A 25,883-nucleotide genomic window follows, 5' to 3' on the forward strand; every position below is an offset into this window, starting at 1 on the left:
ACCGAAGCCATAGTAGGATCAATATTACCGGTAAGTCCATAAGTTGCCCTGATCTTTAGCGAACTAAACAGGTCTTTATTAAAAAAACCTCATTCGATACATCCCATAATATCCCTGCAGACCAAAGTAAATTCCATTTATCATTTGTATTGACGCCAAAAAGGTTTGAAGCATCCCTTCTGCCACTCAGCGTAAAGGTATACCTGGATTTATAGGAGTAAGAAAGACTTGAAAAAACCGAAACAAATCTTGTATTAGTAGCCACTATCCCGTTCCTGTCTGGTATAACCGAATTATTTCCAGTGGTAAGCGAAGGATATGCGCTTGTATAATCAACTACGGCGGCAGAAATAATATCATCTCTAAAACCATACAACCTGGAAGATAGCCCATTGACCGACGATTGCCTTGTTTCGGCCCCGACAAATCCTGCTATAACATGCGCTGTTGTATTTAAGCTATAATTAAGCTGCCCTCTTACATTATGTACCTGCAAAGAATTAAATGAATTATCCAGTATTCCCCCTTTGGTATTTTATAGGTTACGATATTGTTTGCATACTGGGCAAAATCGTTAACCAGGTTCCGTGCAAAATAACTTTGTCCATCGCTAAGAACCGTATTTTTCCGCTCCTGGTTTTCATATTGGTATTTTAAAGTTAAAGAAAAGCCATAGGGCAGCTTTTGCTGCAAAGATGCATCAAGAATCAGATCCCCGATTTTAGTCTGGTTGTTAACATGCTGATAGTCTGTCAACGGATAATACTTCCAATCGTCTAAAAGTCCGCCGGCCAATCCATTCAGATATGACGCACGCCTATCCTTTGGAAGAGCAATTGCATTGCCGTTTGCATCTGCAAACTCCGCATAGGGGTATAGATTTCCTGAAACAGAACTGATACTACCATAATCTGGCTTTCCAGTGCGTGCATTGCTATTGGTATAATAAAATCCTGTGCTAATTTCCATACTTTTATATGGCCGGTAACTCATGCTCATTTTTGAATTTAACTTTCTAAAAACAGCATCAGTTACTGATCTGTTGTCATCGATGGTAACTGAAGAATACCATTTGAATAATTCCTGCCCACCGGATATATTTATAGAAGCCTGGTTGTTCAATCCTGCTGAATAAAAATACTGTTGATACTGATCCCTTACATCCAGCAATTTTAGCCGTTCAATTTCTGTTTGAGCTGCCAAACCCGATACCGTTCCGTTTTCTTTTTCAACAACAATTCTACTATAGGGCTTAAGGCTGGCTGTTGCGAATTATTGATCTGAGATTGATAAAAACCTTTTGAAAAAAGAAAGATTTCATTGTCAATATAATCTGCCGAAGTAATTTGCTTTAATCTGGAAAGGTCAGGACTTTGAGAAAAACTGGTATTGATATTCGCATCGATCTTTACTTTCGAGTTGAACCTTCCATTTTTTGACGTGATGACCACAACCCCGTTCCCCGCCCTTGCGCCCCATATACTTGAAGCCGATGCATCTTTCAAAATCGTGATGTTTTCTACATCATTCGGATTTATATTACTGATATCGCCCTCATAAGGAAAATTATCCAGGATAATCAGTGGGGCCTTAGGGCCTTGAATTGAGCTCAGTCCCCTTATCATAAGCCTTCCCCCGCCGTTGGTAGATCTGTCTACGATCAGTCCGGAGGAAATGGCCTCCAACCTCGAAACAATGTTGGAGCCTACCTGTTGAGCCAATAGCTTATTATCCAGCGTGGTAAAAGATCCCGTTGAGCGCTCTTTTGGCAAAGTCTGGTAACCTGTATGCACCTGTACTTCATCAAGAAGTTTTACCACAGGTGTCAAATAAATTTTTAAACCGACTTTTAAAGGTAAACTCACCTTAACTAATACTTTTTCAAAGCCTATATGACCTATTTCTATTGTATATTCTCCAGTGTACCCAGGCACTAAAATTTTACCCTCGCCATCACTCAACAGCATTTTATTAATTGTTGTAAATTTCAGCACTACCCCTTCCAACGGCGTTTTTGTTTCAGCATTGAAAACCTGTATCGCCAACTTATCCTGACCAACGGCCCTAAGTGAAAGGAGTAACACAGTTATAAATAGAATGTATCTCATGTTAGTTTAGATTATCTGTTTTACTAATTACCAACATTTCCAGCTCCTGATGATCAGCCACCAGCGATAACCCATACGGTTGCAGCAGTGCATTCAGACCCTCCAGATCCCTTACGTCTGAAAGCTCCATATCTACATTAAACAACAGACCAGTATCGTTTAATACAGGATTTTTTATAAAGGCGCAGTCCTGAATATCATTTACCAGGTTGGCTATCGGTTGGTTGATAAATCTTGAACCTTTATGAAAGCCCAAACTAGCCGGTTTGCCACCCCCGGTCTTTAGCTCACGTTTAGCTTTCCCCGAAGCGTACCGTAATTGATATACCTGCGTATTAATCACTTTTACCGCTGCCGAGTAGCCGGAATTTTCGTTCAGATACTTCATAGTCTGTTTTTTTAATGAGCCTGATTTCGCTGTCGGTGCCCAGAAATCAACAGTCCATAGGTCTTCAGTTTTTAACGATGGGTTATTGAAGCCCGCTACATCAGGAAAGTCAAGCTTTATCCGCTGATCAGAAAACCACCTAAACTCTGCTCTGGCCAGCACACTGTAAATCCACCTTAGTGGATGGTTAAATATGATCAATCCGGTATTTGATCCATTAGAACGGACCATGGAATTCGAAATCCCCGGTATTTCACCCTTAATTAACAGGTTAAAGGATTGCATCCCCTTAGGGTTCTCATCCATCATTAAAACCGTGTTGGGATAAATGTAATGGAGCGGCGTTAAACTTAACGTTTCAGACAAAGCCGCCCTGATGTTTTCCGCTGTTAGTGCATCACCCTCCGTGGTATTTCTCACCCTGCCCTGTTTATCAATCCACACCAGGTGCGGGATTTTGTTATGCAGAAACAAACCACTTAACTCCTTACCGTCAACAATGGAATTAAATGCCTTGCCTATGGGGTTTCTTTCAGAAGAATAAAAAGCCGAAACCAGTTTTTCGCCCTCCGGCGTTACGCTTACGATATTAAGCTCTCCCCGAACAACCTGGCAAGCCTTTCCTGTTCCGGCATTCCCTTAATACACGGAATACAAAAGGTTGCCCAAAAATCTATAATCAACAGTTTGCCCTTAAACTTCGACAGGTCTCCCGGCACCACCTTGCCCCCTACCATAAATTTTCGGGGCATTGTCCAGAAGGTATTAGGCACCCTATCGCCCACATGCAAAGCCTTAATAGTCTCCTGAGCAAATAAAAAAAGAGAAAAAACAAGCAGTAAGCCCGTTAAAATAATTTGTTTCATAAATTTTGGTTTATATCAGCAGCAGTTAGCACCTTGAAAGCTTTAGCCGGCATCAAAACCGGACTAAAGCCTGCCGTACCTGCTTTGCGGAGCAGGCGGAACCGGCGTTGGTTACCTTAAACTGTTTAATTTTTTGGCATAAACCTGCCACACCAAAAAATAGCTGATGGTTAGTATTGGTTAAGTTGAAATATAAATAAGAAAACCTGCCAGCTCGTCTACGATTAAGGGAACCTATTTTCTTAAAAGCAGGGCCGACAATTTTATATGGACTTGAGGCTTTGCAGCCTATAACGTTTCAGGAAGAAACCGCTTACTTTGGCCCAAAAATCTATTATTACGAGCTCCCCCTTATCATTAGAGAGGGCATATTCACGTGGTACACCCGGTTTAAGTAATACATGTTTAAAATTCCAAAAAGTCTTCGGCAATTGATCTCCAACGGCTACAGGCGTAATTTTCGGCAGCGCCTGCTGTGCAAATCCACTACATGCAAATAGCTGAATGAGCAATAAAATTGTACAAATATTTTCTATCATTTTTAGTTTGGTTAGTTTGTATGGTCCGTTTATTCTGCCGGCATAGCCGCCCGGAAAGAATCTTCCGGGACAGTCCAGCCTGCTGCTCGCCCCTTTTTGCGGCAGGAGCTTTTGTAGCGGAAAAATATTTACCGTTCTGAAAGTTAATCAGATCGCATGGCCATACAGGTTAATAAGGTAAAGTGTTGATCATAAAGTAATCCGAAAACAGAGTGCTGTCACTACTACAGGTATCGGTTTCTTTCACGGTTTGCTTAACTGCATTGTGATGTTTTCCAATTCCTGCCTTAGTATATGCTTTTTCTTTACAATGCTCACGCTTGCCATTCGTTAGCATAACCAATGGCGCATACAACAATGCACAGCAAAAGAAAAAAAGCGGCAAGTAAGAATTGTTGAATTTCATAATTTGATTTGCGTAATTAGTTAAATTGAATCGTAAAACTTTAGGTCATTGAAAGTTTGTTATGAAAGAAAAGAGCATGTAAAAGGCGAAAAATTTAGACATAACAATCCCATTGCAGCATAAGCCACTTATTTTTTATAAAGAATTCTGCAAAAACTTAAGTTTTATTAGAATATCAAATAATCTCTTCAAAGAGGAATAAGGCAGGCCTTCATCATTAAAAACCTAAATCATTATTAACCTTTAAGGTTAGCCTGCCTTATCAAAAGAGTTATTCTGGATTTTTGGGTTTTAAGGCATAAAGCCGATCAAAAGGACAACTTAACAGAGACTGGTAAAGAAATACTTGAAAATGGCGAACAATTAAAATAATATATTGGGGCATACTCACCTCAGTAAGTACCAACCAGTTAATCCAACCTATTTTTTGCTTGCTCATGACCGTATGTTATGAGTCTTGATGGAGAGAAAAAAGTGGGCTTCTCAAACCATAACCTCATAATGTTTCTCACGCCTTACGTTGAAATGGAATTACAGCAGAAGCCCACTCTTATTTTGGAAAGCTAAAGATAGCAATTCCGCTATAAGAAATGGGATAAAATCTGCTGTCCTGCTCCAACGGCGTGAGATTTGAGGTTGCAAGACTCTTAATTTTACCTTTTATTAGTTTTTATTTTTTTCGTTACGTAAATGTAAATAAAAAAAATACAAATGTCAAGTAATTACATGACGTTTTTAAATAAAATATAAAAGACATTGCTAATTATATTTTTATTAGCAATGAAATGATTAGTGAGAAAGAAAAAATAATTCTGAAAAGATTCGGTCAGCATTTAAAATCTTTAAAAGAGAAACAGGAACTTTCTTATCGTGAATTTTACAAGAGAAGTGGAGTTAATACAGGAGATATTATTAAATATGAAAATGGAGAAACCAGCCCAAGTTTTATTACTATAATGAGATTGGCTATAGGTTTAAAAATCCATCCAACAGCACTTCTTGATTTTAATTTTGGAATAGACTTTAACGCTGGGTTAGAATAGCATAATATTCCGTGATATCATGAAATATTTGTGAATTATAGGCAATTGAAAGGCGATCGTTATGCTGATTCGATAAATACCGTATTTATTTTGTAAGTAGAGATTAGTATTTCAATAGTCTTAAAAAAACATGTTTATTCCGAAAAAAACACTTTACACACAAATTTTCAGGCATAGTTACCATAAACCTATTTTCAATACCCAGCTACTACGCTCGTGTTAATGGCGCTATCTAGTTCCGTATATTTTTTCTGAACTGACGATATAACACCGTAGTGATACATGGATAAAGTATAGAAAAGATCAAAATTTTTGTCATGACTTTTCCGCTAAAGTCATAAGCGTCTACCCATAAACTAATAATAAGCGCCGCGAGCAGTAAGATAGGCAGTCCGGAAAAGCTAAGCCACGAAAGAAGAGAACTATTCCTTATCTTACTGATGAAGTTCAAAAAAACTGCAAAAGAGCAAATCACAACTGCGGCAAGGTAAAGTAATGAAAGCCCTATATTTAAAATGATGTCTAAAATATACAGGATATTTGCCAACAGGCCTTCACCAGCAGCACTTATATTCATAATGGTAATTCTGTAGGCAACATATAAAACGAAACCTATTAGTAAATCTATCATCCAGTATTTTAAAATAATTTTGTTCATTGTTAATGTTAACCAGTTTTTGGAGTTAGTCAATTATAAGCTTTATAAAAAAACGTCTGGTCTAAAAAATACGGTATCAATCAAATGTTACCAGTTTATCCCCAGAAAGATCATACTCATAAATCCGCCCATCCTCTTCTCCAACGTAAAGCCATTGAACAACATTACTGCCATTTGGTCCTGCCGGCGCAATGCCAATTACTTTATAATTGCGACCATTCCTTTCCCTTGACTCAATGGAATAAGTTAACTCCTCCCGATTTTTTATGGTAGCCTGCAATAATGGATTCTTTGTTTGAGTGAGATAATACTCAGTCAATAAATATACTTTGTCCAGATAAGACGAAGTGAATTCCTCATCAGTAGACCACGTATATCTTAATTTTTTGCCGTATGTATTTCTGAATGCAGTTACCGGACCGTCACCTGTTTTTTTGATGGAAATTATTAACTGTGCCGGCATTTCAGCATCATTATCTCCAGGTATGGTAACCGTACTATTCTTCCAGGTAACTTGTATGTGGTCTCCCCGATTTAGGTTTCTGGTGGAGTCGGTTTCATTGATAAAACTAGATGTACTACCATCCTTTTTTGCCAACAGTTGAAAATAATCACCGTCATCAAGATATTGCACAAAAGTCATTAGATCAACATGCTCAAGCTTATTATTTTGTTTTTGTTTGGCAACAGCTTTTCCTGAAGCAGGACCTGGCTTATCCAGCTTCTGTTTCTCAGCTGTTTTTGAATGGCAGGCCAACAGACCGCATAACGCCATAATGATGATTGCATTTATCAGTTTATTCATTCGGTTAACTTATTATCTCATCTTTCATATTTAAACTATTCTGAAGCCTGATATATTATATCAAAGGGAAAACCATAGTTGTACCTGGCAACCATTACCATATATATCATTCTACTTCTATAGTTCCCTTTGCCCGTCTTGCTCCCTTAAAACACTTTGCATTCAAATACACCAATATTAATCAAAAAAAACAATCAATTGCTGCAAATGCACTGATTAGCTGGCATTTTTTAATTTTTCTCTCCGCAGAAAAAATAATTTCATTTTTTAAGTATGATTAGTCCTATTAACCCTAATTACCAAACTGCTTTTTAACTACCTGATAATCTTTAAATTTTAAGATAAAAATCATAGAAAACAAAATAGTTATTCCTCATTATTTCAGTGCAAAAAGCTCCTTAACCTATCTTTAAAGCAAAAAAAATAAAATTATTTTTGATAGTGATATTTATATTTCTATATTTGCAACCCCAAAGGAATACAACAGCTGTATTTAATTTGCGAAAGTAGCTCAGTTGGTAGAGCACGACCTTGCCAAGGTCGGGGTCGCGAGTTCGAATCTCGTCTTTCGCTCCAAATGCCTTCCTAACCGAAGGCATTTATTTTAAAGTTAACATACCGAAGGATTTCGGAACAGGCTAATGCTCGGGTGGTGGAACTGGTAGACACGCAGGACTTAAAATCCTGTGCTTTCAAAGGCGTGCGGGTTCGATTCCCGCCCCGAGTACGGATGGGATTTATTTATCCCATATCTAAAAAGGGTTGCTCCATAAAAGAGCAACCCTTTTCTTTGAATTTCAATTGCTTATGCTTGTAAAGTTGCCAAGCAAAAAAAATTTGGAGTTGAGACGTTTGTGTAATTTTGCACGACATTATTGTTTTGGACAGCTCAATACTATCATTAATACTTCCTGAAGGTTTAACCGGTTACTTTGAACTTGCTAAGTTCTAACTTTCTGAGGGCTCTTATCATATTGATCTTTTTGAAAAAATATTAATCCAGAAGAGTATTGCGGCCAGAATTTAATTTCAAAAGGTTTTTTCGATGAAATTACCGTTCGTTACTTTATGGGTAATCTTTCTATAATCCCACTTATTTAGCAGTACTTCTTGCTACCTGGCCTGCAGGTCTGCCATGCTTGGGGGATAGCGTTCTCCCTGAAGGCTGATGTTGTCCAAAGCTTTATGGATATTGGCTAAATCATCATCGTTTAAAAATAGGTTTGCACCACCTATATTTTCTTCTAAGCGGGTCACTTTTGTCGTCCCCGGAATTGGAGCAATCCACGGCTTCTGCGCCAGTAGCCATGCCAATGCTATCTGCGCCGGCGTAGCGTTATGTTCGACCGCAATCTTAGTTAGAAGGTCAACAATGGTTTGATTCGCTCCGCGGTTTTCTTTAGAATAACGGGGAAATAGGTTCCTGGCATCGGTCTTGTCGAATTCAGTGTCTGCATTTATCTTACCCGTTAAAAACCCTTTGCCTAACGGGCTAAACGGAACAAAGCCAATGCCCAATTCTTCAAGCAATGGAATGATTTCTTTTTCGGGTTCGCGCCAAAACATGGAGTATTCACTTTGCAAGGCTGCCAAAGGTTGTACGGCATGCGCGTTGCGTATACTTGGCACGCTGGCTTCACTCATGCCAAAGTGTTTTACTTTTCCTTCGGCGATCAAATCTTTTACGGTTCCGGCAACGTCTTCAACAGGCACATCCGGATCTACGCGGTGTTGATAAAACAAGTCGATATAATCGGTTTGCAGATTTCGGAGTGAATTTTCTGCCACCTGCCTGATACGTTCCGGGCGACTATTCACCCCATCTGTAACCTTGCCGTTTTTAAAGCCAAACTTGGTCGCGATGATTACTTTATCACGAACATGGCGCAGTGCTTTTCCTACCAACTCTTCATTAGTGCCTTGGCCATATACCTCTGCAGTATCAAAGAAGGTAACACCCGATTCATAAGCTTTTTGTAGAAGTACAATGGCATCGTTTTCATTGATCGCCGGTCCATAACCAACGCTTAATCCCATGCAGCCGAAACCAAGTTCGGACACGGCTAACCCTGAGGCTCCTAATTGTCGTGTTTTCATTTTGTATGTTTTCTAGTGCAAAATTATGAAGGAATGAGAAGCTGCTTTGTACACAGATTACAGGTTTTTGTACCAATAATACCGATTGGGCAAACCAGTATCAAAAGAGCTACCCGAAACTTGTAATTTTGTAGCGATAAAAGAATTAGGTATGGAAGATATTGTAAAAATTAGCACTATCGCACAATACAATACCATGAGGGGTGTAACTACCAAACATCCGTTGATTACGGTGATCGACCTCTCGAAAGCGCAACCGATGCCAGCAAAAACATTCAACTATGGTTTGTATGCTGTGGGTTTGAAAGAAACGGACTATGGTCAATTGCGCTATGGAAAACGGGACTATGACTACCAGGAAGGGAGCCTGATATTTATAGCACCCGGACAGGTTATAGGTGTACAACCTGGCGTAGAAGTATTTGCCACGAAAGGTTGGGCATTGCTGTTTCATCCCGATCTGATAAAGGGCACCCCGTTAGGCAAACGCATTCAGGATTATTCTTTCTTTTCGTATGATGTAAACGAAGCGCTTCATCTGTCAGATAAAGAAAAGAGTATTGTGATTGATTGCTTTTCAAAAATCGAGTATGAACTCGATCAAAATATAGACAAGCACACTAAAGGGCTGATCGCGTCCAACATCGAGTTGCTCCTCAATTACTGCGTACGTTTTTACGACAGACAGTTTATTACGCGCAATATTGCAAATAAAGGAATCCTGGAAAGGTTTGAATACTTATTGAAAAACTACTTTTTATCTGACAAACCGCAGAACGAAGGCCTTCCTTCGGTAGCTTATTGCGCCGAAGTCCTGCATCTATCTCCCAACTATTTTGGTGATCTGGTGAAAAAAGAAACCGGCATATCTGCCTTGGAATACATTCAATCAAAAGTGATAGATGTTGCGAAAGAGCGGTTGTTCGACAGAAATAAATCTGCAAGTGAAATCGCCTACGAACTGGGTTTTAAATACCCGCAACATTTTACCCGCTTATTTAAACAAAAAGCAGGCGTCACACCAAATGATTACCGGACAAAGAATTAAATGAACGCATTTAAATTTTGTCTTTGTGGATTTTAATTACCGTCCCGGCCAATCAATATCAGTTGTTACTGATCAACAATGAAATTGAATGCCTATGAAATCAATATGATCTTCTCATTACTTATGTTCCTAACTACCAGGCTTTGGAGCAACGACTGGATGTTCCTCTGATTTGACGCGGTTATAAACAGTTCCATCATCTACGTCTTTTAAGCGACTTACACGATTGTTTTTATCATATATAATTTTCAAATACATTACTTTGCGATCCCTCTCTTTAAATATGACGATACCATTTACAATTTCTACATCATAATAATCAACCTTTGTAATCAATTTTGGAATTTTCTGTTCTGAATTTTCCAGGCCCGTTTTCGACCTTCTAAAGGTAACATCCTGTTGGCTGTAATAACCGTTTACCTCTGTTTTTTCATAGGTAAGCTTTATTACTTTTTTAAAAACGGTACCCGTTTTAAGTGTGGTATCTGCATTTATTTCCCATTTAAACAAAATAGGGAATGAATATGGCTGCAGGGTGAATGGTTTTTCCGAAAATTCTATTAAGCTTTCCTTTGGCGGCGGCGGCGGTTCGGCTCTAGCCTTTTTCTTTTGGCTGAAGCTATTGTAATGCAAGAATATTAAAGCTGTAAACAAGAATAAATATTTCATAGGCTATTTTACGCTATTGGTTAAGTAAGCGCAAATGTCGGTGAATTAAAATAAATTTTCATCTATCCATACAAAGAGATCTATTAAGCAACTAGTAGGCTGGACATTATAATTCTAAAATATTCAATTTATAAAGGATGTAAAAAAGCAGCACCTCCCCATAAAAACATGTCCGGTCCGTATATGCCCGTTTGTATGGCGTGCAGTCAAAATGCCGACGTTCAAAAAGCTTAGCGAAACCGGAATAAATTCAATCTTACCTTAAGCGCTCAAACATTTGTGCCTCATCATTGTTGCAATTATTTAAAATTACAATAATGGCAACAAAATACAGGAATACGCTTTTGTTAGCGACATTAGCGATCATAGCGGCAGTCTATGCAAGCTGTAAGGTTTCAATTCCTAAGGGAGCATCAGCAGTTAAGCCATTTAAAAAGGATAAATACCTGGGCACCTGGTACGAAATTGCCAGAATGGATTTCAAGTTCGAAAAAAACCTGAAGAACGTAACCGCTACCTATTCAAAAAATGATGAAGGGTCTATTAAGGTCGACAATAAGGGTTATGACACGGTAAAAAACAAATGGAAGCAAAGCATTGGAAAGGCCAAATTTGTGAAGGGCAATGACGAAGCGAGGTTAAAAGTCTCATTTTTCGGTCCTTTCTATGCCGGGTACAATGTAATTGAGATCGACAATGATTACCAGTACGCCCTGATAGCCGGAAATAACCTGGAATATCTTTGGATACTTTCCCGGACAAAGTACATTCCAGACGCAGTAAAGGCAGATTACTTAAGAAAAGCAAATGATCTCGGGTATCAAACCAAGGACCTGGTTTGGACAGTGCAAGATAAGGAATACAGCAAATAAGCCCTGATAATGTAATAATTTAGGTGCTTACGTAACCGAATGCTTTAAATTTTCGAAAAACATTTGCGGCACAACCCAGTAAACCTGCTTTGTTACCCAATTTTGCCGGAACAACCAAAGCATTGGCTGATGCCACCGGAACGGCTAAGGTTTTGATTCTGCGTTCTATTTCTCTGGTATAAAAGGCACCAGCTTCACTTATTCCGCCCCCAATCACAATTTTTTCTGGACTGAAAATGTTGATAAAACTGGTAATACCTGTTGCCAGGTAATCGAAATGCTGCTCCATGGCTTTAATAGCATACTCTTCACCAGCCAGGTACTTTTCTATAATATAACGCCCATCAACTTCATCTTTTTCGGGTATGCCCGGATGAATAAACTTATAGTGTTTTAATAATGCAGTTACTGAAGCATAAGCTTCCAAACATCCTTTTAGGCCACACACACAGGCCAAGCCATTGTGCTGTACAATAATATGGCCCAATTCTGTCCCCCTGCTTCTGAATCCGCCATACAGTTTATTGTCAATCATAACGGCTCCGCCAATTCCTGTACCAACAGTAAGAAAAACCACATCACTACAATCTTTAGCAGCACCATAGCACATTTCACCCAGCCCCATCAAATTGGTATCGTTATCCATAACAATATTATAACGGGTTACATCCTGCAGGATTTCGCCAAGGGCCAGTTGTTTAAAGCCCGGTAGATTGTCGGCACCGGCAATAATTCTATTATTGTATATCGTACCCGGAAATCCTACTCCCACACCTAAAATAGGATGTTTCACTTTTGCTGCACAGGTTTGGATCGCCTCCACAATAAGTGCGATAATTGCACCCTGAGTTTTTGCTTTTTTTAGCGGAATCAGCGTGGAATACAAAATTTCGCCTTGCTGGTTTACTATACCGCATTTGAGCGAAGAGCCACCAACATCAATCCCAATAGCATAAGATTGTTCAAGATTGGTGTGGTTTAAAGATATCATTTGTTTGAGTTTTTTGTTTAGTTGTTTTATGCTCTTACTGCATTGGCTGCTCTTTTGATTAGCATTTATAACTTTCTGTTATCAATCAGCAGCCTGTTCTTGCTTTTTAATCCAGGCTAAAAATAAAATGTAGGCTTGGTTTTAGGTTTCCGCTTAAAATATTTTAATATCGATTAATGCTTACCTCGTTATCATCCCAAAAACGCAATTTCATTTCAAATATACTAAGCAAGTAATAAAAAAATAAGATTCAAAATATGGCTATAAGAAAAGTGTTTTTCTTCAAATGCCATTAATTTCATAATGACAAACAAATGTCTAATATTCAAGCATTAACCCAATGAAAAAAGCCTTTAATGTAATCGGACCGTAGACGAAATTCTCATTACCGGTTTAGAAATAAAAAAGGCTTTCTTTAATGGTAAAGAAAGCCTTTCTCAAGCAAATTAAACTAATTTAGCTTAAAATAATCTGGTAATTCACATTTACTCTTTTCGGATAATTGCTTTCTTCTTTATTTAAGGAAACAAATGCAGCATTGCCATGAACTTCATTTTTCAATGCATGTTCGTAATGCGATTGAATAGTTTGCTGATAATCGTGCTGAAGGCTTTTTGTAGTTTCGGCTAAAAGATTTCTATCATTCAGGTTTTCTGGCAATAATGTGATATCACAGTTTCCGTCACTGATTTCTTTGACTAAGTATTTCATTTTTGTTAAATGTTCGGTTTCCTGCTTTAAAAATAAGATTTCGAGAACGCTCAAAAATATGGTAAGTCTTTATTTTGTATGTAATCTAAAAGTTAATTTTTTACTTAAAATGATGTATTATTTTCATGCAAGCGACATTATTATAGCTACATCATTTGATTTCACTGCGATTGGAATAACTAAGAATCTGCTAATTATTTTTTTGACTGGATTACAGGTCTGACTAAAACTGACCGTTGTATTTTCGTCAAAATAGATCGAAACCTTTTAGCCCCGCCCTTGTTAATCAATCAGAAGTTATTTATTTACAATAGGTTAATACAATCACAATAACTTGAAGGAGAACGAGAAAATGAAAAAAATATTAGTGGTTGATGATAATCAGGAAATACTAGAGGTTATAGAATTAATTTTAAGACTGGAAGGCTATCAGGTAAATGGATTAATGGATGCAAGTTATTTTAAGCAGCGGATTAGAGAATTTAAACCCGATTTAATTTTACTGGATGTGATGCTAGGTGCCCTGGATGGACGGGATCTTTGTAATCTGCTCAAATCAGACCAGTTAATGCTGCACATTCCGGTAATTATGATTTCGGCCAGCCATAACTTAAGCGATATGCAAGGCATCATTTGTTATCCTAACGATTTCATCGCCAAACCATTCGATATCGACAACCTCATCAATAAAGTAAGCGCACAACTTGCTGCATAAACAATGTTAGGGCTTTGCGTTAAAATAGTTACTTAAGAATACACTCTGAAACTTAATCGCGTTGGCCCAATAATCCCAGTTATGTACACCAGGCCTCGTGGTAAAATCGTGGGGAATATTGTTGTAAGAGAGTTCATCATGCAAACGTACATTCATTTTATAGAAAAAATCTTCAGTACCACATTCAATGGCAATTGCCAGCGATCCGGGTTTAATGCGGTAGATCATATCAATCACACTGTTCTGTTTCCAGCGCTCCGGAAATTCATCCTCTGTACCCAATCTTTTGGAGATATTCCATCCGTTCGGGAAAGGTTTAATATCTACACCACCACTCATACTCCCTACGGCTCCATATACATCCTGGTGTTTAATAGCCAGGTAAAGCGCACCATGTCCACCCATACTTAAACCCGTAATGCCCCTGCCCTTTTTTTCGGCAATGGTTTTATAATGTTCGTCAACATAACTCACCAATTCTTTAGCTACATAGGTTTCGTATTTCCATTCGGGGTCTACCGGACTATCGAAATACCAACTGGTTACATTCCCATCAGGGCATACCACTATAAATTGATATTGATCGGCCAGGTTTTTAATCCCCGGTACTTTTTTAACCCATTCTGCATAGTTCCCCCTGCGCCATGGAGCAGATAAACGACCGGAAATTTTTTTCCGGTTTTATAGCTATCGGGCTTAATTACCACAGCTTTAATAGTTTTGTTCATAGATTTGCTATAGGTTAAGGCAGTATCTACCTCTGCAGCACTTAAAACATGGCTAAACAAAAACAAACAGGCAGTTATCAAAAAGCTATTTTTCATGGGTAATTTTTATCATGATTATAATGTGGTGCTAAATTTATAAAATAACTGGCTATTGTTTGCCATTTCTGCGAGTTGAAACTCAAAAAAGGATCATGCCCTGCTTACCTATTCCTTAGACGGCTAAGAACTTTAAAACAATTTTAGTACCTTTTAGGTTGTTGAACGGTTAACTTATCTAAAAAATGCTTAAAACCTACCCATTTTACATCAAAGCGCCTGTAATTCTTTTAGGATTAGTAATTACGGTATTTATTATGAGTGTGCTGAGAGATATTCTTGTGCCGCTTGCGTTCGCAGCCCTAATTGCCATTTTACTAAATCCGCTTACCAACCGTTTCGAAAGAAAAATGCCCAAAATACTCAGCATTATTCTTTCTATGCTCATTGGTTTGCTGGTGGTGGCGGCCGTACTTTATTTTTTGTCTTCACAGGTTGCCCACTTTTTTGATGACCTGGATAGCATTAAACAGAAATTATCGCAGTTGCTTGAGCAGATCAGAAGCTGGTTACAAGGAACCTTTGGCATCTCTACACAAAAGCAGATGCAGATGGTTAACGATGCCGCTAATGGCAGTAAAGCCTTGATCGGCCAGACGCTAAGTGGTTTGATGGGGGTTTTAAGTGTCGTTTTCCTGATTCCGGTTTATACTTTTTTAATCTTATTATATAAAACGCTGATCTTAAACTTCATTTACGAAGTATTTTCAGAAGAAAATAAACAAAAAGTTGCAGAAATTCTGGGCGAAACGAAAGCGGCCATCCAAAGCTATATTATAGGTTTATTGATCGAAACTTCTATTGTTGCCGTAATGAACTCTGCCGCCTTATTAATCCTTGGTGTACAAAATGCCATTTTAATTGGTGTTATCGGCGCTATATTAAACCTGCTCCCATATATTGGCGGTATTATAGCCATTGCTTTACCAGTATTAATGGCCACCCTAACCAAGGATGGTTTTACTACCCAACTCTTAATTATAGGTGCTTATGCGCTGATCCAGTTTATTGATAATAATATCCTTGTACCACGCATTGTTTCGAGCAAGGTACAGATCAATGCCCTTATTTCTATTGTAATTGTGTTAATGGGCGCCGCTCTTTGGGGCATACCTGGCATGTTCCTTTCTATTCCTTTTATTGCTGTATTGAAAATTATATTTGACCGGATAGATGGACTTAAACCATGGGGTAAACTGCTCGGCGATAATATCCCCACAGAACACATGGGGCAGGTGAAAAGGTTTAGGAGGAAGAAAAAAATGGCAACCAGCTAATATAATATCTTTCTATTTTTTGGAAATGAGTGTTTAGTAGTACTTCGGTAACTGTAGCCCCCTTATTCGCTAATTCCGATGAAAAATAGGAACCGCTGCTACCGGGTTTATTAAACAAAGGTTGCTATATAAACGGATAATTCACTAAAAAAATATCTCACTCGTGCTTAAACACGCAACCCATAATCTTACTACAGGCTGCGCCACCTAGCCCCGATTGAAGTGGGCGCGAAGCAAACGGGAAGCGGGAAGAAACAATAATAGCTGTAACAAATTGCGCTCCATATAAAGAAAAACTTGCCACATAGTAATAAATTATTTTTTTGAAAACGATCGTTCAGCGGCTTTTCGGGAACAGCAGACCCGTTATCCGCTTTATCCCGATAGAAAAACCTGTGAAACAAGCAAGCACACCAAAACATAATATAAACCAGTGCTTAAATCGGGATGCCCGCTACTACCGGGTTTATTGAACAATGGTTGCTGAACAAACTCTAAACTTTCACTCATGCTTAAACACCCAGCCTATAATCTTATTACAGGCTGCGCCACCTAGCCCCGATTGAAGTGGCCGCGAAGCAAAACGGAAAGCGGGGAGAAACAATAATAGCTGTACCAAATTGCGCTCCATATAAAGAAAAACTTGCCACATATTAATAATTATTTTTTTGAAAACGATCGTTCAGCGGCTTTTCGGGAACAGCAGACCCGTTATTCGCTAATTCCGATGAAAAATCGGAACCGCTGCTACCAGGTTTATTAAACAATGGTTGCTGCATAAACAGATAATTCACTAAAAAAATATCTCACTCGTGCTTAAACACGCAACCCATAATCTTATTACAGGCTGCGCAACCTAGCCCCGATTGAAGTGGGCGCGAAGCAAAACGGAAAGCGGGGAGAAACAATAATAGCTTTACCAAATTGCGCTCCAAATAAAGAAAAACTTGCCACATATAATAATTATTTTTTTTGAAAACGATCGTTCAGCGGCTTTTCGGGAACAGCAGCCCCGTTATTCGCTAATTCCGATGAAAAATCGGAACCGCTGCTACCAGGTTTATTAAACAATGGTTGCTGAGAAAACTCTAAACTTTCACTCGTGCTTAAACATCCAGCCTATAATATTATTACAGGCTGCGCCACCTAGCCCCGATTGAAGTGAGCGCGAAGCAAAACGGAAAGCGGGGAGAAACAATAATAGCTTTACCAAATTGCGCTCCATATAAAGAAAAACTTGCCACATAGTAATAAATTATTTTTTTGAAAACGATCGTTTAGCGGCTTTTCGGGAACAGCAGACCCGTTATCCGCTTTATCCCGATAGAAAAACCTGTGAAACAAGCAAGCACCACCAAAACATAATATAAACCAGTGCTTAAATCGGGATGCCCGCTACTCTCGGGTTTATTGAACAATGGTGCTGAACAAAATCTAAACTTTCACTCATCCTTAAACACCAGCCTATAATCTTATTACAGGCTGCGCCACCCAGACCCGATTGAAGTGAGCGCGAAGCAAAACGAAAAGCGGGAAGAAGCAATAATAGCTGTACCAAATTTGCTCTCCCATTTACGATTAAAAACTTTAAAAAAACCGCCCACGCAAACGGACTCTAATTAATCGAGAAAAATTACTTCTTTTTCAAAAAAGCCAAAACACTGCTGGCATGCTCATCTCCTTTTAGCATTCCTTTAAATTTAAATGCCACTTTCCCATCCAGATTAACCAAAAAAGTTTCTCTTCCGGTTAAAAACATCACATCTTTAACGCCAAACATTTTCAGGACTTTATTATCCGGGTCGCTCAACAGGGTAAAAGGCAGATTATGGTGTTTCTTAAAATCGGCATGGTTTTGCACAGTGCCAGAATTTATGCCAATAATCATCGCGTCGGTTGATTTAAACTCCTCATAATTATCCCTGAATGCACAAGCCTCTTTGGTACAAACACTACTTTCATCTTTTGGATAAAAATAGATCACTAGTTTTTTCTTTCCGATGTAGTTGCTCACTTTAAAATCTTTTCCGCTATCATCTTTAAGGGTAAAATTGGGGATTTTGCTCCCAACTTCAAGCGGTGGATTTTTACCTTTAGGTTTCGATTCCTGCGCAGGAGTTCTTATTCCGATCAGGCCTAAAACAACTACCATAATTGCTGCTATATTTATTTTCATCATTTTTATTTAAGGATTTATTCCTACTTACGTTTAATCTTCCCAAACGGATCAAAAATTATCTTTACCCATCTAAGCTACACTATTAAATCAATTGTAAATTTTACTACTTTTGGTTTATTCTAATTAACATGAAACGGATCTCTTTTCTTTGCCTGCTATTAACAGCACTAATTTCTAAAAGTTTTGCCCAAAACAAGCTTCAATCTGCCTCATTCATTACTTTTAACGGTTATAGTAACAACTTTGCCGAAAAACTCGGAAAAAGCGAAGCTCCAACGGTCGCCTTTTTAGGTGGATCAATTACCAATATGGAGGGCTGGCGGGCTTTGGTATGCAACTACCTGACTAAAACCTACCCACAAACCAAATTTAAGTTCATTAATGCGGGCATCCCATCACTAGGCAGTTTGCCTCATGCTTTCCGCCTGCAGCGCGATGTGCTCGACAGCGGCAAAATAGATTTATTATTCGTAGAATCAGCCGTTAATGATCACGTAAATAAAACCGCAGAACAAACACAACGCCGCGCTTTAGAAGGTATCATTAGACATACTTTAAACAAAAACCCGAAAACCAATATCGTATTAATGGCTTTTGCCGATGAAGATAAAAACAATGATTTCGACAATGGGAAAATCCCGGTTGAGGTAAAAGTACACAGCGATTTAGCCGAATATTATCATTTGCCTTTCATTAATCTGGCTTTAGAAGTAGATAAACGTATTGCCAATAAAGAATTTACCTGGGCTACCGATTTTAAAGACCTCCATCCGGCGCCTTTTGGCCAGCAGCTTTATTTTAATACGATTAAAACCTTCCTGCAAGAAAACCAGAAAAATACCAACAGAAAACAAAGCGTTGGTCTGCCTAAAATCATCGACAAATTTGCCTATACCAAAGGTCAATACGTAAATATTAATAAGGCAGAAAACCTAAATACTTTTAGCATCAACAAAAACTGGAAACCAGGTGATGGTTTAGAAGCCAGACCGGGTTTTATAAACATACCTGTACTGGAAAGCAGTACGCGAAACAGCGGTTTCGATTTAATTTTTAAAGGTAATGCGGTAGGTATCGCTATTTTATCAGGACCTGATGCAGGTATGCTCCATTACCGCATTGATGGTGGTGAAGAGAAAACAATCGATCTGTACACCCAATGGAGCGCAAGTCTGCATTTACCCTGGTATTTATTATTGGGCGACCAATTGGGCGGTGGAGAACACAAACTGAGCGTACGCACCAGCGAATATCACCATCCAAAATCTACAGGATATACCTGTCGTATAGCTTATTTCCTAGTAAATGGTAATTAACTATTAGCCTTGATTTGCAATCCAGATCGATCAAGCCTTGCATCGTCCCCGCTTGTAAAGGGGATATATGAGAATCGCGATTGTATCGCCTCTTAACTCCTTGTCTTAGATTACATATACAGATTTTTCCAATCATAGTTAAAATGATGAGTATTTTTAATTTCGAAACTAAAAAAACGTTTTAGTAAAATCAATTCTTAACAAACAATATCAATTTCCATTTGCTTATATAAACAAAAACAACACATGAAAAACATCAAATTAATTATTCCTGCACTTTTGGTTTTATTTTCGGCCTGTAGCGAAGCTACAAGAAACACCGCTACCACTAAAAACGAAAGCACCAATCAAATTACTGCCAACAAAACTGATTCGCTCGAGGTCAAACTAAAGATAAATGGCAATGTAACCAGTGGCGAGCCATTGTTGTTGAGATTTGTGGTGCATAACAATACCGACAGCACAAAAAAATTCTGCATCTGGCATACTCCCTTCGAACCTTTAATGAGCAGTTATTTAAGCATTACCAACGAAAAAGGAGAAGAAGCCCCATACAAAGGTGCAATGGCCAAAAGGATTATGCCACCTCCAGCCTCTAGTTATACAAATGTAAATCCAGGTGATAGCCTGGTTGCAAATGCCGATTTGCTTAAAGCTTACGACCTAAAAAAAGGGGCGAGTTATAAAGCCGTTTATACAGGTGGAAACATGAGCGGCCTGGCATCCAGAGATACCGTTACTTTTATTTATACTGATTTACACTAGCGAAAACACCATTTATTTTATAAACAACTAAAAAGTGGTGGTATTTCACCCCACTTTTGTCGCATTTACACTTTTGGGGCTGTAAAAGTTCATATAACTTTACCATACAATTTAAAAGAGCTAAGAAAATGGAAAACATTACAGTAGAAACAACAGTAAATGCACCAGTAGAAAAAGTTTGGGAATTTTGGAACAATCCTGATCACATTACAAAATGGAGTTTTGCTTCTCCCGATTGGCATACCCCCTATTCGGAAAACGATTTAAAAGTTGGCGGCAAATTTAAAAGTACCATGGCTGCAAAAGATGGCAGCATGAGTTTCGATTTTGGCGGAACCTACACCACCATTGATACCAACAAAAAAATTGAATACAGTTTAGAAGACGGTAGAAAAGTAAGCATCATTTTCGAGCCCTTAAGCGAGCAGACCAAGGTGATTGAAACTTTTGATCCGGAATCGACCAACCCTATCGAGATGCAGCGTGGCGGATGGCAGACTATTCTGGATAACTTTAAGAACTATACTGAAGCGGGATAGTACTTTCAATAAATGCCGTCATCTCGACCGGAACGCAGTGGAGTTGGAGAGATCTACTCCGAGACAGATTTTGCTTCGCAGAGCCTTTGGGTTCTCGGCTTCGTTGCGCTCCGCTCGAAATGACGACCTACTAATAAATGCTCCTTATAATGACATATTCTCTCATGTGAAGTAGCCTGGCTTTGTAATCCTTTTGTCTTACTTGCATACGTACATCAAAAATTATCAATAAAAATTAGTTAAAAGGGTGTTTTCATTGTTCATTAAGTAACATTTCGATTATTATTTGATTCGCATAATTTTTGATTTGAACGGAATACTTTGATATTGCCGCCATAATTTACATTTGCCGTGTAAATTATACACTATGCCACGCATATCTTTATTTTATTATTCACTATTATTATTTATTAGTTTATCTATTGGCGCAAATGCTCAAACACTAAGTCTAAAACAGGCTGTTAATACTGCATTAACCAATTACGGTACGATAAAGGCCAAATACAACTATGCAGATGCCTCAAAATCTTACATTCAACAGGCGAAAAGGGAGTATCTGCCAAACTTTAGTTTAAGTGCCCAACAGGATTATGGAACCATTAATGGCCAAAACGGCCCGCAGTATGGTTTGGGCGGTTTGGGAGCGGCTTCTTCTGGTCCGGCCTTAGAGAGGCAAAACTGGAACGCTGCATTTGGCGGATTGTATTTAGCCAACGTAAACTGGGATTTCTTCACCTTCGGAAGAATCAGAGACCGGATAAAAGTGGCCAATGCGACTTACCAAAGGGATAAAAATGATTTAGAACAGGAAAAATTCCAACAAGAAATCCGCGTTTCGGGCGCATATTTAAATTTATTGGCTGCACAGCGCTTAACCAGGTCGCAACAGAAAAATCTCTATCGTGCGATTACTTTTCAAAATACAGCCATCATCAGGGCTAAAAACGGATTAATTGCAGGAGTAGATTCTTCCTTTGCAAAAGCAGAAGTTTCAAATGCAAAAATTGCCTTAACCAAAGCAAAAGACCTGGAGCAGGAACAAGCCAATCGTTTAGGCCTTTTAATGGGTTTAACGGCTACCTCATACGATTTGGATACCGCTTTCATTACGCGCATACCGGGTAATCTCCTTGAAGATACAGTGGTTAAAAGTTCGCATCCCCTTTTAAAATTTTACCAAAACAGGGTAGATGTAAGCGATCAACAGGTTAATTATTTCAAAAAACTTTATTATCCAACCTTTACTTTCTTCGGTGTAATGCAGGGACGGGGATCGGGATTTAGCCCAGGTTATGCCTTAGATCAAAGCGCTTATTCTACCAGTTATGCAGATGGTATCAATCCTACGCGTGGAAACTATTTGATTGGAATAGGAATGACCTGGAATTTATCTACCTTATTAAAAAACCATCCGCAAGTACGTGCACAAGAATACATTAGCCAGGGTTTAAAGGAAGAATACAACTTGGTCGATCAGCAATTAAGGGCGCAACTGGCACTTGCCGAAACCAAATTGAACAACGCCCTAGCCAATTATAGGGAAGCACCTATTCAGGTAAAAGCAGCTTCTGATGCTTATTTACAAAAAAACACCCTCTACAAGAACGGCTTGACCACCTTGGTTGATCTTACCCAGGCACTTTTCACTTTAAACAGAGCCGAAACGGATCGGGATATTGCCTTTACCAATGTTTGGCAGGCTTTATTGTTAAAGTCGGCTGCTTTGGGCAATTACGATATATTTATCAACGAATTTTAATCTGGCTATATCAATGAATTTAATACGTTTCGCACTCCGCAAACCCATATCCATCTTAGTTTTAGTAGCCGGACTTTTCTTTTTCGGTATAGGGGCCATCAACCAGATCAAGGTTGATATCCTACCGCAGATGAACCTTCCGGTAATTTATATTGCCCATCCTTTTGGCGGTTATACTCCCGACCAGATGGAGGCTTATTTTGGTAAACAATACGTTAACATCCTGCTTTTTGCAAATGGTATCAAAAGTATCGAAACTAAAAACACACAGGGTTTAATGTTGATGAAACTGACTTATTATGAGGGTACCAACATGGCGCAGGCCGCAGCAGAACTCAGTGCGCTTTCTACCAGGGCGCAGGCTATTTTCCCGCCAGGTTCGCAGCCTCCCTTCGTGATCCGTTTTGATGCTTCTTCGCTTCCTGTTGGACAATTGGTATTGAGCAGTCCAATCCGCACCAACAACGAACTACAGGATTTAGCCAATACTTATGTTCGCCCAAGTTTTTCGGCTATCCCGGGTTTGCTCTCTCCTGCTCCTTTTGGTGGTAGCCCCAGAACGATAGAAATTAATGTAAATCCATCTTTACTCCGTTCGCACAATTTAACGGTAGATCAGGTGGTAGAAGCCATTAGGTTAAATAACCAGACGGCACCTTCAGGAAACGTAAGGATCGGCGATAAAAACTACCTTACCCCAACCAATTACACGATTAAAAAAGTGAAGGATTTTGAAAATATTCCTTTATTTAAAGGCAGTGTAGAAAATTTACAGCTCCGCGATGTGGCTACGGTTAAAGATGGAGCCGATTTGGTTGCAGGTTATGCTTTAATCAACGGTAAACGCTCAGTGTATTTAAGTATCGCCAAATCAGGAGATGCCTCTACCTGGGATGTGGTGAAAAATTTAAAGAAAAACCTGCCCAATATCCAAAGTTCATTACCGGAAGATGTTAAACTTTCCTACGAGTTCGATCAATCCGTTTATGTAATCAATGCGGTAAAAAGTTTGATCAGTGAGGGTGCAATTGGTGCGATACTGACCGGATTAATGGTTTTACTTTTCCTTGGCGATAAACGCGCCGCCCTGATTGTAATCCTCACCATTCCAACTTCGATTATTGCAGGCGTTTTGTTCCTGAAATTATTCGGACAAACAATTAACATCATGACTTTGAGCGGATTGGCTCTGGCGATCGGTATTTTGGTAGATGAATCGACGGTAACGATAGAAAATATCCACCAGCATTTCGACATGGGCAAACCCAAGGCCCTGGCGATCTGGGATGCCTGTAAGGAAATCGCTTTCCCTAAATTGCTGATTCTGTTCTGTATTCTTGCCGTGTTTGCCCCTGCTTTTACCATGACTGGTATTCCGGGAGCATTATTTTTACCATTGGCTCTGGCAATCGGCTTTTCAATGGTGGTATCCTTCTTATTATCTCAAACTTTTGTGCCGATTATGGCCAACTGGCTGATGGTTGCGCATCCTAAAAAAGGAGCTGAACACCATCCGGAAATTACACAGGATGAGGCAGATTTTACAGCAACAGGCATTACACTCGAATCGGAAAAAGATACCCTCAACCAAAAAAAGGTGCTGGTTGAACGTGAAGATTTTAGTGGTGACGGTAAAATTGGTTTCTTCGATAAATTCCGTAACCGCTTTATGCGTTTCCTTGATCGCATATTACCTTATCGAAAATCTGTCGTTTTGGTTTATTTAGTAGTAATTATCGGTTTAGCGGCCTTGTTATTGGCTAATATTGGCCGCGATGTTTTACCAAGGGTAAACTCAAGTCAGTTTCAGTTGCGTTTACGTGCACCCGATGGAACGCGTTTAGAACGTACCGAAGAAAAGGCAAATGTTGTTTTGGCAGAACTGAAAAAAATGGTTGGCGAAGAGCATGTAGGTATTTCTTCTGTTTATGTTGGTCAGCACCCGGCACAGTTTTCGGTAAATCCCATCTACCAGTTTATGGCTGGTCCGCATGAAGCTGTTTTCCAGGTAAGTTTAAAAGATTTTGAAGAAGATATGGACGATTTTAAGGATCAGTTGAGGGAAAAAATCAAAAAACTCCTGCCTGATGTTAAACTTTCTTTCGAGCCTATTGAATTAACAGATAAAGTATTGAGCCAGGGCTCCCCTACTCCTGTTGAGATCCGTATTGCCGGGAAAAACAAAAAACTGAATGAGCAGTATGCCAATAAAATATTGGCAGAATTAAAGGAAATCCCTTACATGAGGGATGTTCAGCTAGCGCAACCGATTAAATATCCATCATTAAATATTGATATCGACAGAACCCGCGCAGCACAGATCGGAGTAGATATGGCTGATATTTCGCGCTCATTGATTGTCTCAACTTCATCATCACGTTATACCGATAAAAACATCTGGTTAGATGAAAAAGCAGCTTTACCCTATAGTGTACAGGTTCAGGTACCACTTAATCAAATGACCAGTAAAGATGATATCGGAGAAATTCCTTTATTAAAAAATTCGGCACGGCCTGTACTGAGCGATGTGGCAAAAATCACTCCAGATACTACTGCTGGTGAAAACGATAACATTGGAGCCATGCCTTTCCTATCGGTAACCGCAAATCTTTACCATACCGATTTGGGAACTGCATCAAAAGATATGCAAAAGGCGATTAAAAACCTGGGCGAACTGCCAAGAGGCTTAAATGTTACCGCAATCGGATTGAGCAAAGTATTGGGCGACACTTTAGATAGTTTACAATCTGGCTTGTTTGTGGCCATTGTGGTTATTTTCTTAATGCTGGCCGCCAACTTCCAGTCTTTTAAAGTTCCATTGGTTATTTTAGCTACTGTTCCGGCAGTTATTTTAGGTTCACTATTATTATTAACCATTACCGGATCAACCTTGAATCTGCAATCGTATATGGGAATCATCATGTCGGTCGGCGTATCTATCGCCAATGCCGTGTTACTCATTACCAATGCAGAGCAATTAAGAAAACACAATGGCAATGCGCTCGAATCGGCACGTGAAGCTGCTGCATTACGTTTACGTCCAATTATTATGACGAGTATTGCGATGATTGCAGGTATGTTGCCAATGGCCATCGGTCACGGCGAAGGTGGCGGGGCTGTTTCGCCACTTGGCAGGGCAGTAATTGGAGGTTTATTGGCTTCCACATTCGCTGTATTGATCATATTGCCATTGGTATTTGCATGGGTTCAGGGAAAGCAGACAACCAATTCTATGTCGCTTGACCCGGAAGATACAGACAGCATCCATTACATTAAAGGTTTAGAAGAAAAAGAATAAAATCATCATC

The 25,883-nt window shown here is 39.1% G+C and carries 26 protein-coding genes and 2 tRNA genes; 12 read left to right on the top strand and 16 right to left on the bottom strand.

Going from position 1 to position 25,883, the window contains the following annotated elements:
• Nucleotides 1–55: 55 nt before the first annotated feature.
• The 7 genes from ACQ86H_RS18195 to ACQ86H_RS18225 all read right to left on the bottom strand — a co-directional run bounded on the left by ACQ86H_RS18195 (nucleotide 56) and on the right by ACQ86H_RS18225 (nucleotide 4,307).
• Nucleotides 56–496 carry a TonB-dependent receptor domain-containing protein gene (locus ACQ86H_RS18195; RefSeq protein ID WP_431292021.1) on the bottom strand — a complete coding sequence of 147 codons (441 nt, stop codon included), beginning with the start codon at nucleotides 494–496 and terminating at the stop codon, nucleotides 56–58.
• Nucleotides 478–1,203, bottom strand: coding sequence for a hypothetical protein (locus tag ACQ86H_RS18200; protein ID WP_431292022.1), 726 nt, complete (start codon nucleotides 1,201–1,203; stop codon nucleotides 478–480). Before ACQ86H_RS18200 ends, ACQ86H_RS18195 begins: the two co-directional genes overlap by 19 nt.
• Nucleotides 1,173–2,108, bottom strand: a complete 936-nt coding sequence (locus ACQ86H_RS18205; RefSeq protein WP_431292023.1) for a TonB-dependent receptor plug domain-containing protein — start codon at nucleotides 2,106–2,108, stop codon at nucleotides 1,173–1,175. Before ACQ86H_RS18205 ends, ACQ86H_RS18200 begins: the two co-directional genes overlap by 31 nt.
• Before the next feature lies 1 nt (nucleotide 2,109).
• A complete protein-coding gene (locus ACQ86H_RS18210; RefSeq protein WP_431292024.1) occupies nucleotides 2,110–2,916 on the bottom strand; it encodes a hypothetical protein in 807 nt (268 codons plus the stop codon).
• A 161-nt stretch (nucleotides 2,917–3,077) separates the two neighbouring features.
• Nucleotides 3,078–3,362, bottom strand: a complete 285-nt coding sequence (locus ACQ86H_RS18215; protein WP_431292025.1) for a hypothetical protein — start codon at nucleotides 3,360–3,362, stop codon at nucleotides 3,078–3,080.
• A 263-nt stretch (nucleotides 3,363–3,625) separates the two neighbouring features.
• Complete coding sequence (locus tag ACQ86H_RS18220; protein ID WP_431292026.1) at nucleotides 3,626–3,901, bottom strand: hypothetical protein; 276 nt, start codon at nucleotides 3,899–3,901, stop codon at nucleotides 3,626–3,628.
• Nucleotides 3,902–4,070: 169 nt separating this feature from the next.
• Nucleotides 4,071–4,307: a hypothetical protein gene (locus tag ACQ86H_RS18225; protein ID WP_431292027.1), complete on the bottom strand. Its 237-nt coding sequence runs from the start codon at nucleotides 4,305–4,307 to the stop codon at nucleotides 4,071–4,073.
• Nucleotides 4,308–5,092: 785 nt separating this feature from the next.
• Between ACQ86H_RS18225 and ACQ86H_RS18230 the strand changes: the two genes are divergently transcribed.
• Nucleotides 5,093–5,350 carry a helix-turn-helix domain-containing protein gene (locus tag ACQ86H_RS18230; RefSeq protein WP_138823197.1) on the top strand — a complete coding sequence of 86 codons (258 nt, stop codon included), beginning with the start codon at nucleotides 5,093–5,095 and terminating at the stop codon, nucleotides 5,348–5,350.
• A gap of 232 nt (nucleotides 5,351–5,582) precedes the next feature.
• Here ACQ86H_RS18230 and ACQ86H_RS18235 read toward each other — a convergent pair whose 3' ends face one another.
• Both ACQ86H_RS18235 and ACQ86H_RS18240 read right to left on the bottom strand, forming a co-directional pair.
• Nucleotides 5,583–6,008 (bottom strand): hypothetical protein, encoded by a 426-nt coding sequence (locus ACQ86H_RS18235; protein ID WP_431292028.1) that lies wholly within the window; start codon nucleotides 6,006–6,008, stop codon nucleotides 5,583–5,585.
• Nucleotides 6,009–6,084: 76 nt separating this feature from the next.
• On the bottom strand, nucleotides 6,085–6,813 hold the full coding sequence (locus tag ACQ86H_RS18240; protein WP_431292029.1) for a hypothetical protein: 729 nt from the start codon (nucleotides 6,811–6,813) through the stop codon (nucleotides 6,085–6,087).
• A gap of 500 nt (nucleotides 6,814–7,313) precedes the next feature.
• On the opposite strand from ACQ86H_RS18240, the gene ACQ86H_RS18245 reads away from it, so the two are divergent.
• Nucleotides 7,314–7,389: transfer RNA gene (locus tag ACQ86H_RS18245), tRNA-Gly, on the top strand.
• A 67-nt stretch (nucleotides 7,390–7,456) separates the two neighbouring features.
• A tRNA-Leu gene (locus tag ACQ86H_RS18250) sits at nucleotides 7,457–7,540 on the top strand.
• A gap of 386 nt (nucleotides 7,541–7,926) precedes the next feature.
• On the opposite strand, the gene ACQ86H_RS18255 is transcribed toward ACQ86H_RS18250, so the two are convergent.
• Nucleotides 7,927–8,910, bottom strand: coding sequence for an aldo/keto reductase (locus tag ACQ86H_RS18255; protein ID WP_431292030.1), 984 nt, complete (start codon nucleotides 8,908–8,910; stop codon nucleotides 7,927–7,929).
• 85 nt (nucleotides 8,911–8,995) lie between these two features.
• Between ACQ86H_RS18255 and ACQ86H_RS18260 the strand changes: the two genes are divergently transcribed.
• Nucleotides 8,996–9,958 (top strand): helix-turn-helix domain-containing protein, encoded by a 963-nt coding sequence (locus tag ACQ86H_RS18260; protein WP_431292031.1) that lies wholly within the window; start codon nucleotides 8,996–8,998, stop codon nucleotides 9,956–9,958.
• Between the two features lie 129 nt (nucleotides 9,959–10,087).
• On the opposite strand, the gene ACQ86H_RS18265 is transcribed toward ACQ86H_RS18260, so the two are convergent.
• Complete coding sequence (locus tag ACQ86H_RS18265) at nucleotides 10,088–10,627, bottom strand: hypothetical protein (RefSeq protein WP_138823187.1); 540 nt, start codon at nucleotides 10,625–10,627, stop codon at nucleotides 10,088–10,090.
• A gap of 317 nt (nucleotides 10,628–10,944) precedes the next feature.
• Between ACQ86H_RS18265 and ACQ86H_RS18270 the strand changes: the two genes are divergently transcribed.
• Complete coding sequence (locus ACQ86H_RS18270) at nucleotides 10,945–11,499, top strand: lipocalin family protein (protein ID WP_431292032.1); 555 nt, start codon at nucleotides 10,945–10,947, stop codon at nucleotides 11,497–11,499.
• A 19-nt stretch (nucleotides 11,500–11,518) separates the two neighbouring features.
• Here the strand turns inward: ACQ86H_RS18270 and ACQ86H_RS18275 are convergent, their stop codons facing one another.
• A complete protein-coding gene (locus ACQ86H_RS18275; protein WP_431292033.1) occupies nucleotides 11,519–12,490 on the bottom strand; it encodes an ROK family protein in 972 nt (323 codons plus the stop codon).
• 456 nt (nucleotides 12,491–12,946) lie between these two features.
• Entirely contained in the window at nucleotides 12,947–13,201 is a 255-nt protein-coding gene (locus tag ACQ86H_RS18280) for a hypothetical protein (protein WP_138823181.1), read from the bottom strand.
• Between the two features lie 352 nt (nucleotides 13,202–13,553).
• Here ACQ86H_RS18280 and ACQ86H_RS18285 point away from each other — a divergent pair, with 352 nt between their 5' ends.
• Nucleotides 13,554–13,916 (top strand): response regulator transcription factor, encoded by a 363-nt coding sequence (locus ACQ86H_RS18285; RefSeq protein ID WP_431292034.1) that lies wholly within the window; start codon nucleotides 13,554–13,556, stop codon nucleotides 13,914–13,916.
• Nucleotides 13,917–13,922: 6 nt separating this feature from the next.
• On the opposite strand, the gene ACQ86H_RS18290 is transcribed toward ACQ86H_RS18285, so the two are convergent.
• Both ACQ86H_RS18290 and ACQ86H_RS18295 read right to left on the bottom strand, forming a co-directional pair.
• On the bottom strand, nucleotides 13,923–14,483 hold the full coding sequence (locus tag ACQ86H_RS18290) for an alpha/beta hydrolase (RefSeq protein WP_431292035.1): 561 nt from the start codon (nucleotides 14,481–14,483) through the stop codon (nucleotides 13,923–13,925).
• Entirely contained in the window at nucleotides 14,483–14,740 is a 258-nt protein-coding gene (locus ACQ86H_RS18295) for an alpha/beta hydrolase-fold protein (RefSeq protein WP_431292036.1), read from the bottom strand. The genes ACQ86H_RS18290 and ACQ86H_RS18295 overlap by 1 nt, the downstream gene beginning before the upstream one ends.
• A gap of 185 nt (nucleotides 14,741–14,925) precedes the next feature.
• Here ACQ86H_RS18295 and ACQ86H_RS18300 point away from each other — a divergent pair, with 185 nt between their 5' ends.
• Nucleotides 14,926–16,017: an AI-2E family transporter gene (locus tag ACQ86H_RS18300; RefSeq protein WP_431292037.1), complete on the top strand. Its 1,092-nt coding sequence runs from the start codon at nucleotides 14,926–14,928 to the stop codon at nucleotides 16,015–16,017.
• A 1,633-nt stretch (nucleotides 16,018–17,650) separates the two neighbouring features.
• Here the strand turns inward: ACQ86H_RS18300 and ACQ86H_RS18305 are convergent.
• Nucleotides 17,651–18,196, bottom strand: a complete 546-nt coding sequence (locus ACQ86H_RS18305; RefSeq protein ID WP_431292038.1) for a peroxiredoxin — start codon at nucleotides 18,194–18,196, stop codon at nucleotides 17,651–17,653.
• A 128-nt stretch (nucleotides 18,197–18,324) separates the two neighbouring features.
• On the opposite strand from ACQ86H_RS18305, the gene ACQ86H_RS18310 reads away from it, so the two are divergent.
• The 5 genes from ACQ86H_RS18310 (at nucleotide 18,325) to ACQ86H_RS18330 (ending at nucleotide 25,873) form a co-directional block, all read left to right on the top strand.
• Nucleotides 18,325–19,512 carry an SGNH/GDSL hydrolase family protein gene (locus ACQ86H_RS18310; protein WP_431292039.1) on the top strand — a complete coding sequence of 396 codons (1,188 nt, stop codon included), beginning with the start codon at nucleotides 18,325–18,327 and terminating at the stop codon, nucleotides 19,510–19,512.
• Nucleotides 19,513–19,758: 246 nt separating this feature from the next.
• A complete protein-coding gene (locus tag ACQ86H_RS18315) occupies nucleotides 19,759–20,277 on the top strand; it encodes a protease (RefSeq protein ID WP_431292040.1) in 519 nt (172 codons plus the stop codon).
• 128 nt (nucleotides 20,278–20,405) lie between these two features.
• Nucleotides 20,406–20,816, top strand: a complete 411-nt coding sequence (locus ACQ86H_RS18320) for an SRPBCC family protein (RefSeq protein WP_138823169.1) — start codon at nucleotides 20,406–20,408, stop codon at nucleotides 20,814–20,816.
• Nucleotides 20,817–21,183: 367 nt separating this feature from the next.
• On the top strand, nucleotides 21,184–22,575 hold the full coding sequence (locus tag ACQ86H_RS18325) for a TolC family protein (protein WP_431292041.1): 1,392 nt from the start codon (nucleotides 21,184–21,186) through the stop codon (nucleotides 22,573–22,575).
• A 13-nt stretch (nucleotides 22,576–22,588) separates the two neighbouring features.
• The gene (locus ACQ86H_RS18330) at nucleotides 22,589–25,873 is read left to right on the top strand and encodes an efflux RND transporter permease subunit (RefSeq protein WP_431292042.1); all 3,285 of its coding nucleotides are present in this window, start codon (nucleotides 22,589–22,591) and stop codon (nucleotides 25,871–25,873) included.
• Nucleotides 25,874–25,883: the final 10 nt, after the last annotated feature.

Origin of the sequence: Pedobacter sp. P26 (genome assembly GCF_050632135.1) — a bacterium.
GTDB lineage: Bacteria > Bacteroidota > Bacteroidia > Sphingobacteriales > Sphingobacteriaceae > Pedobacter.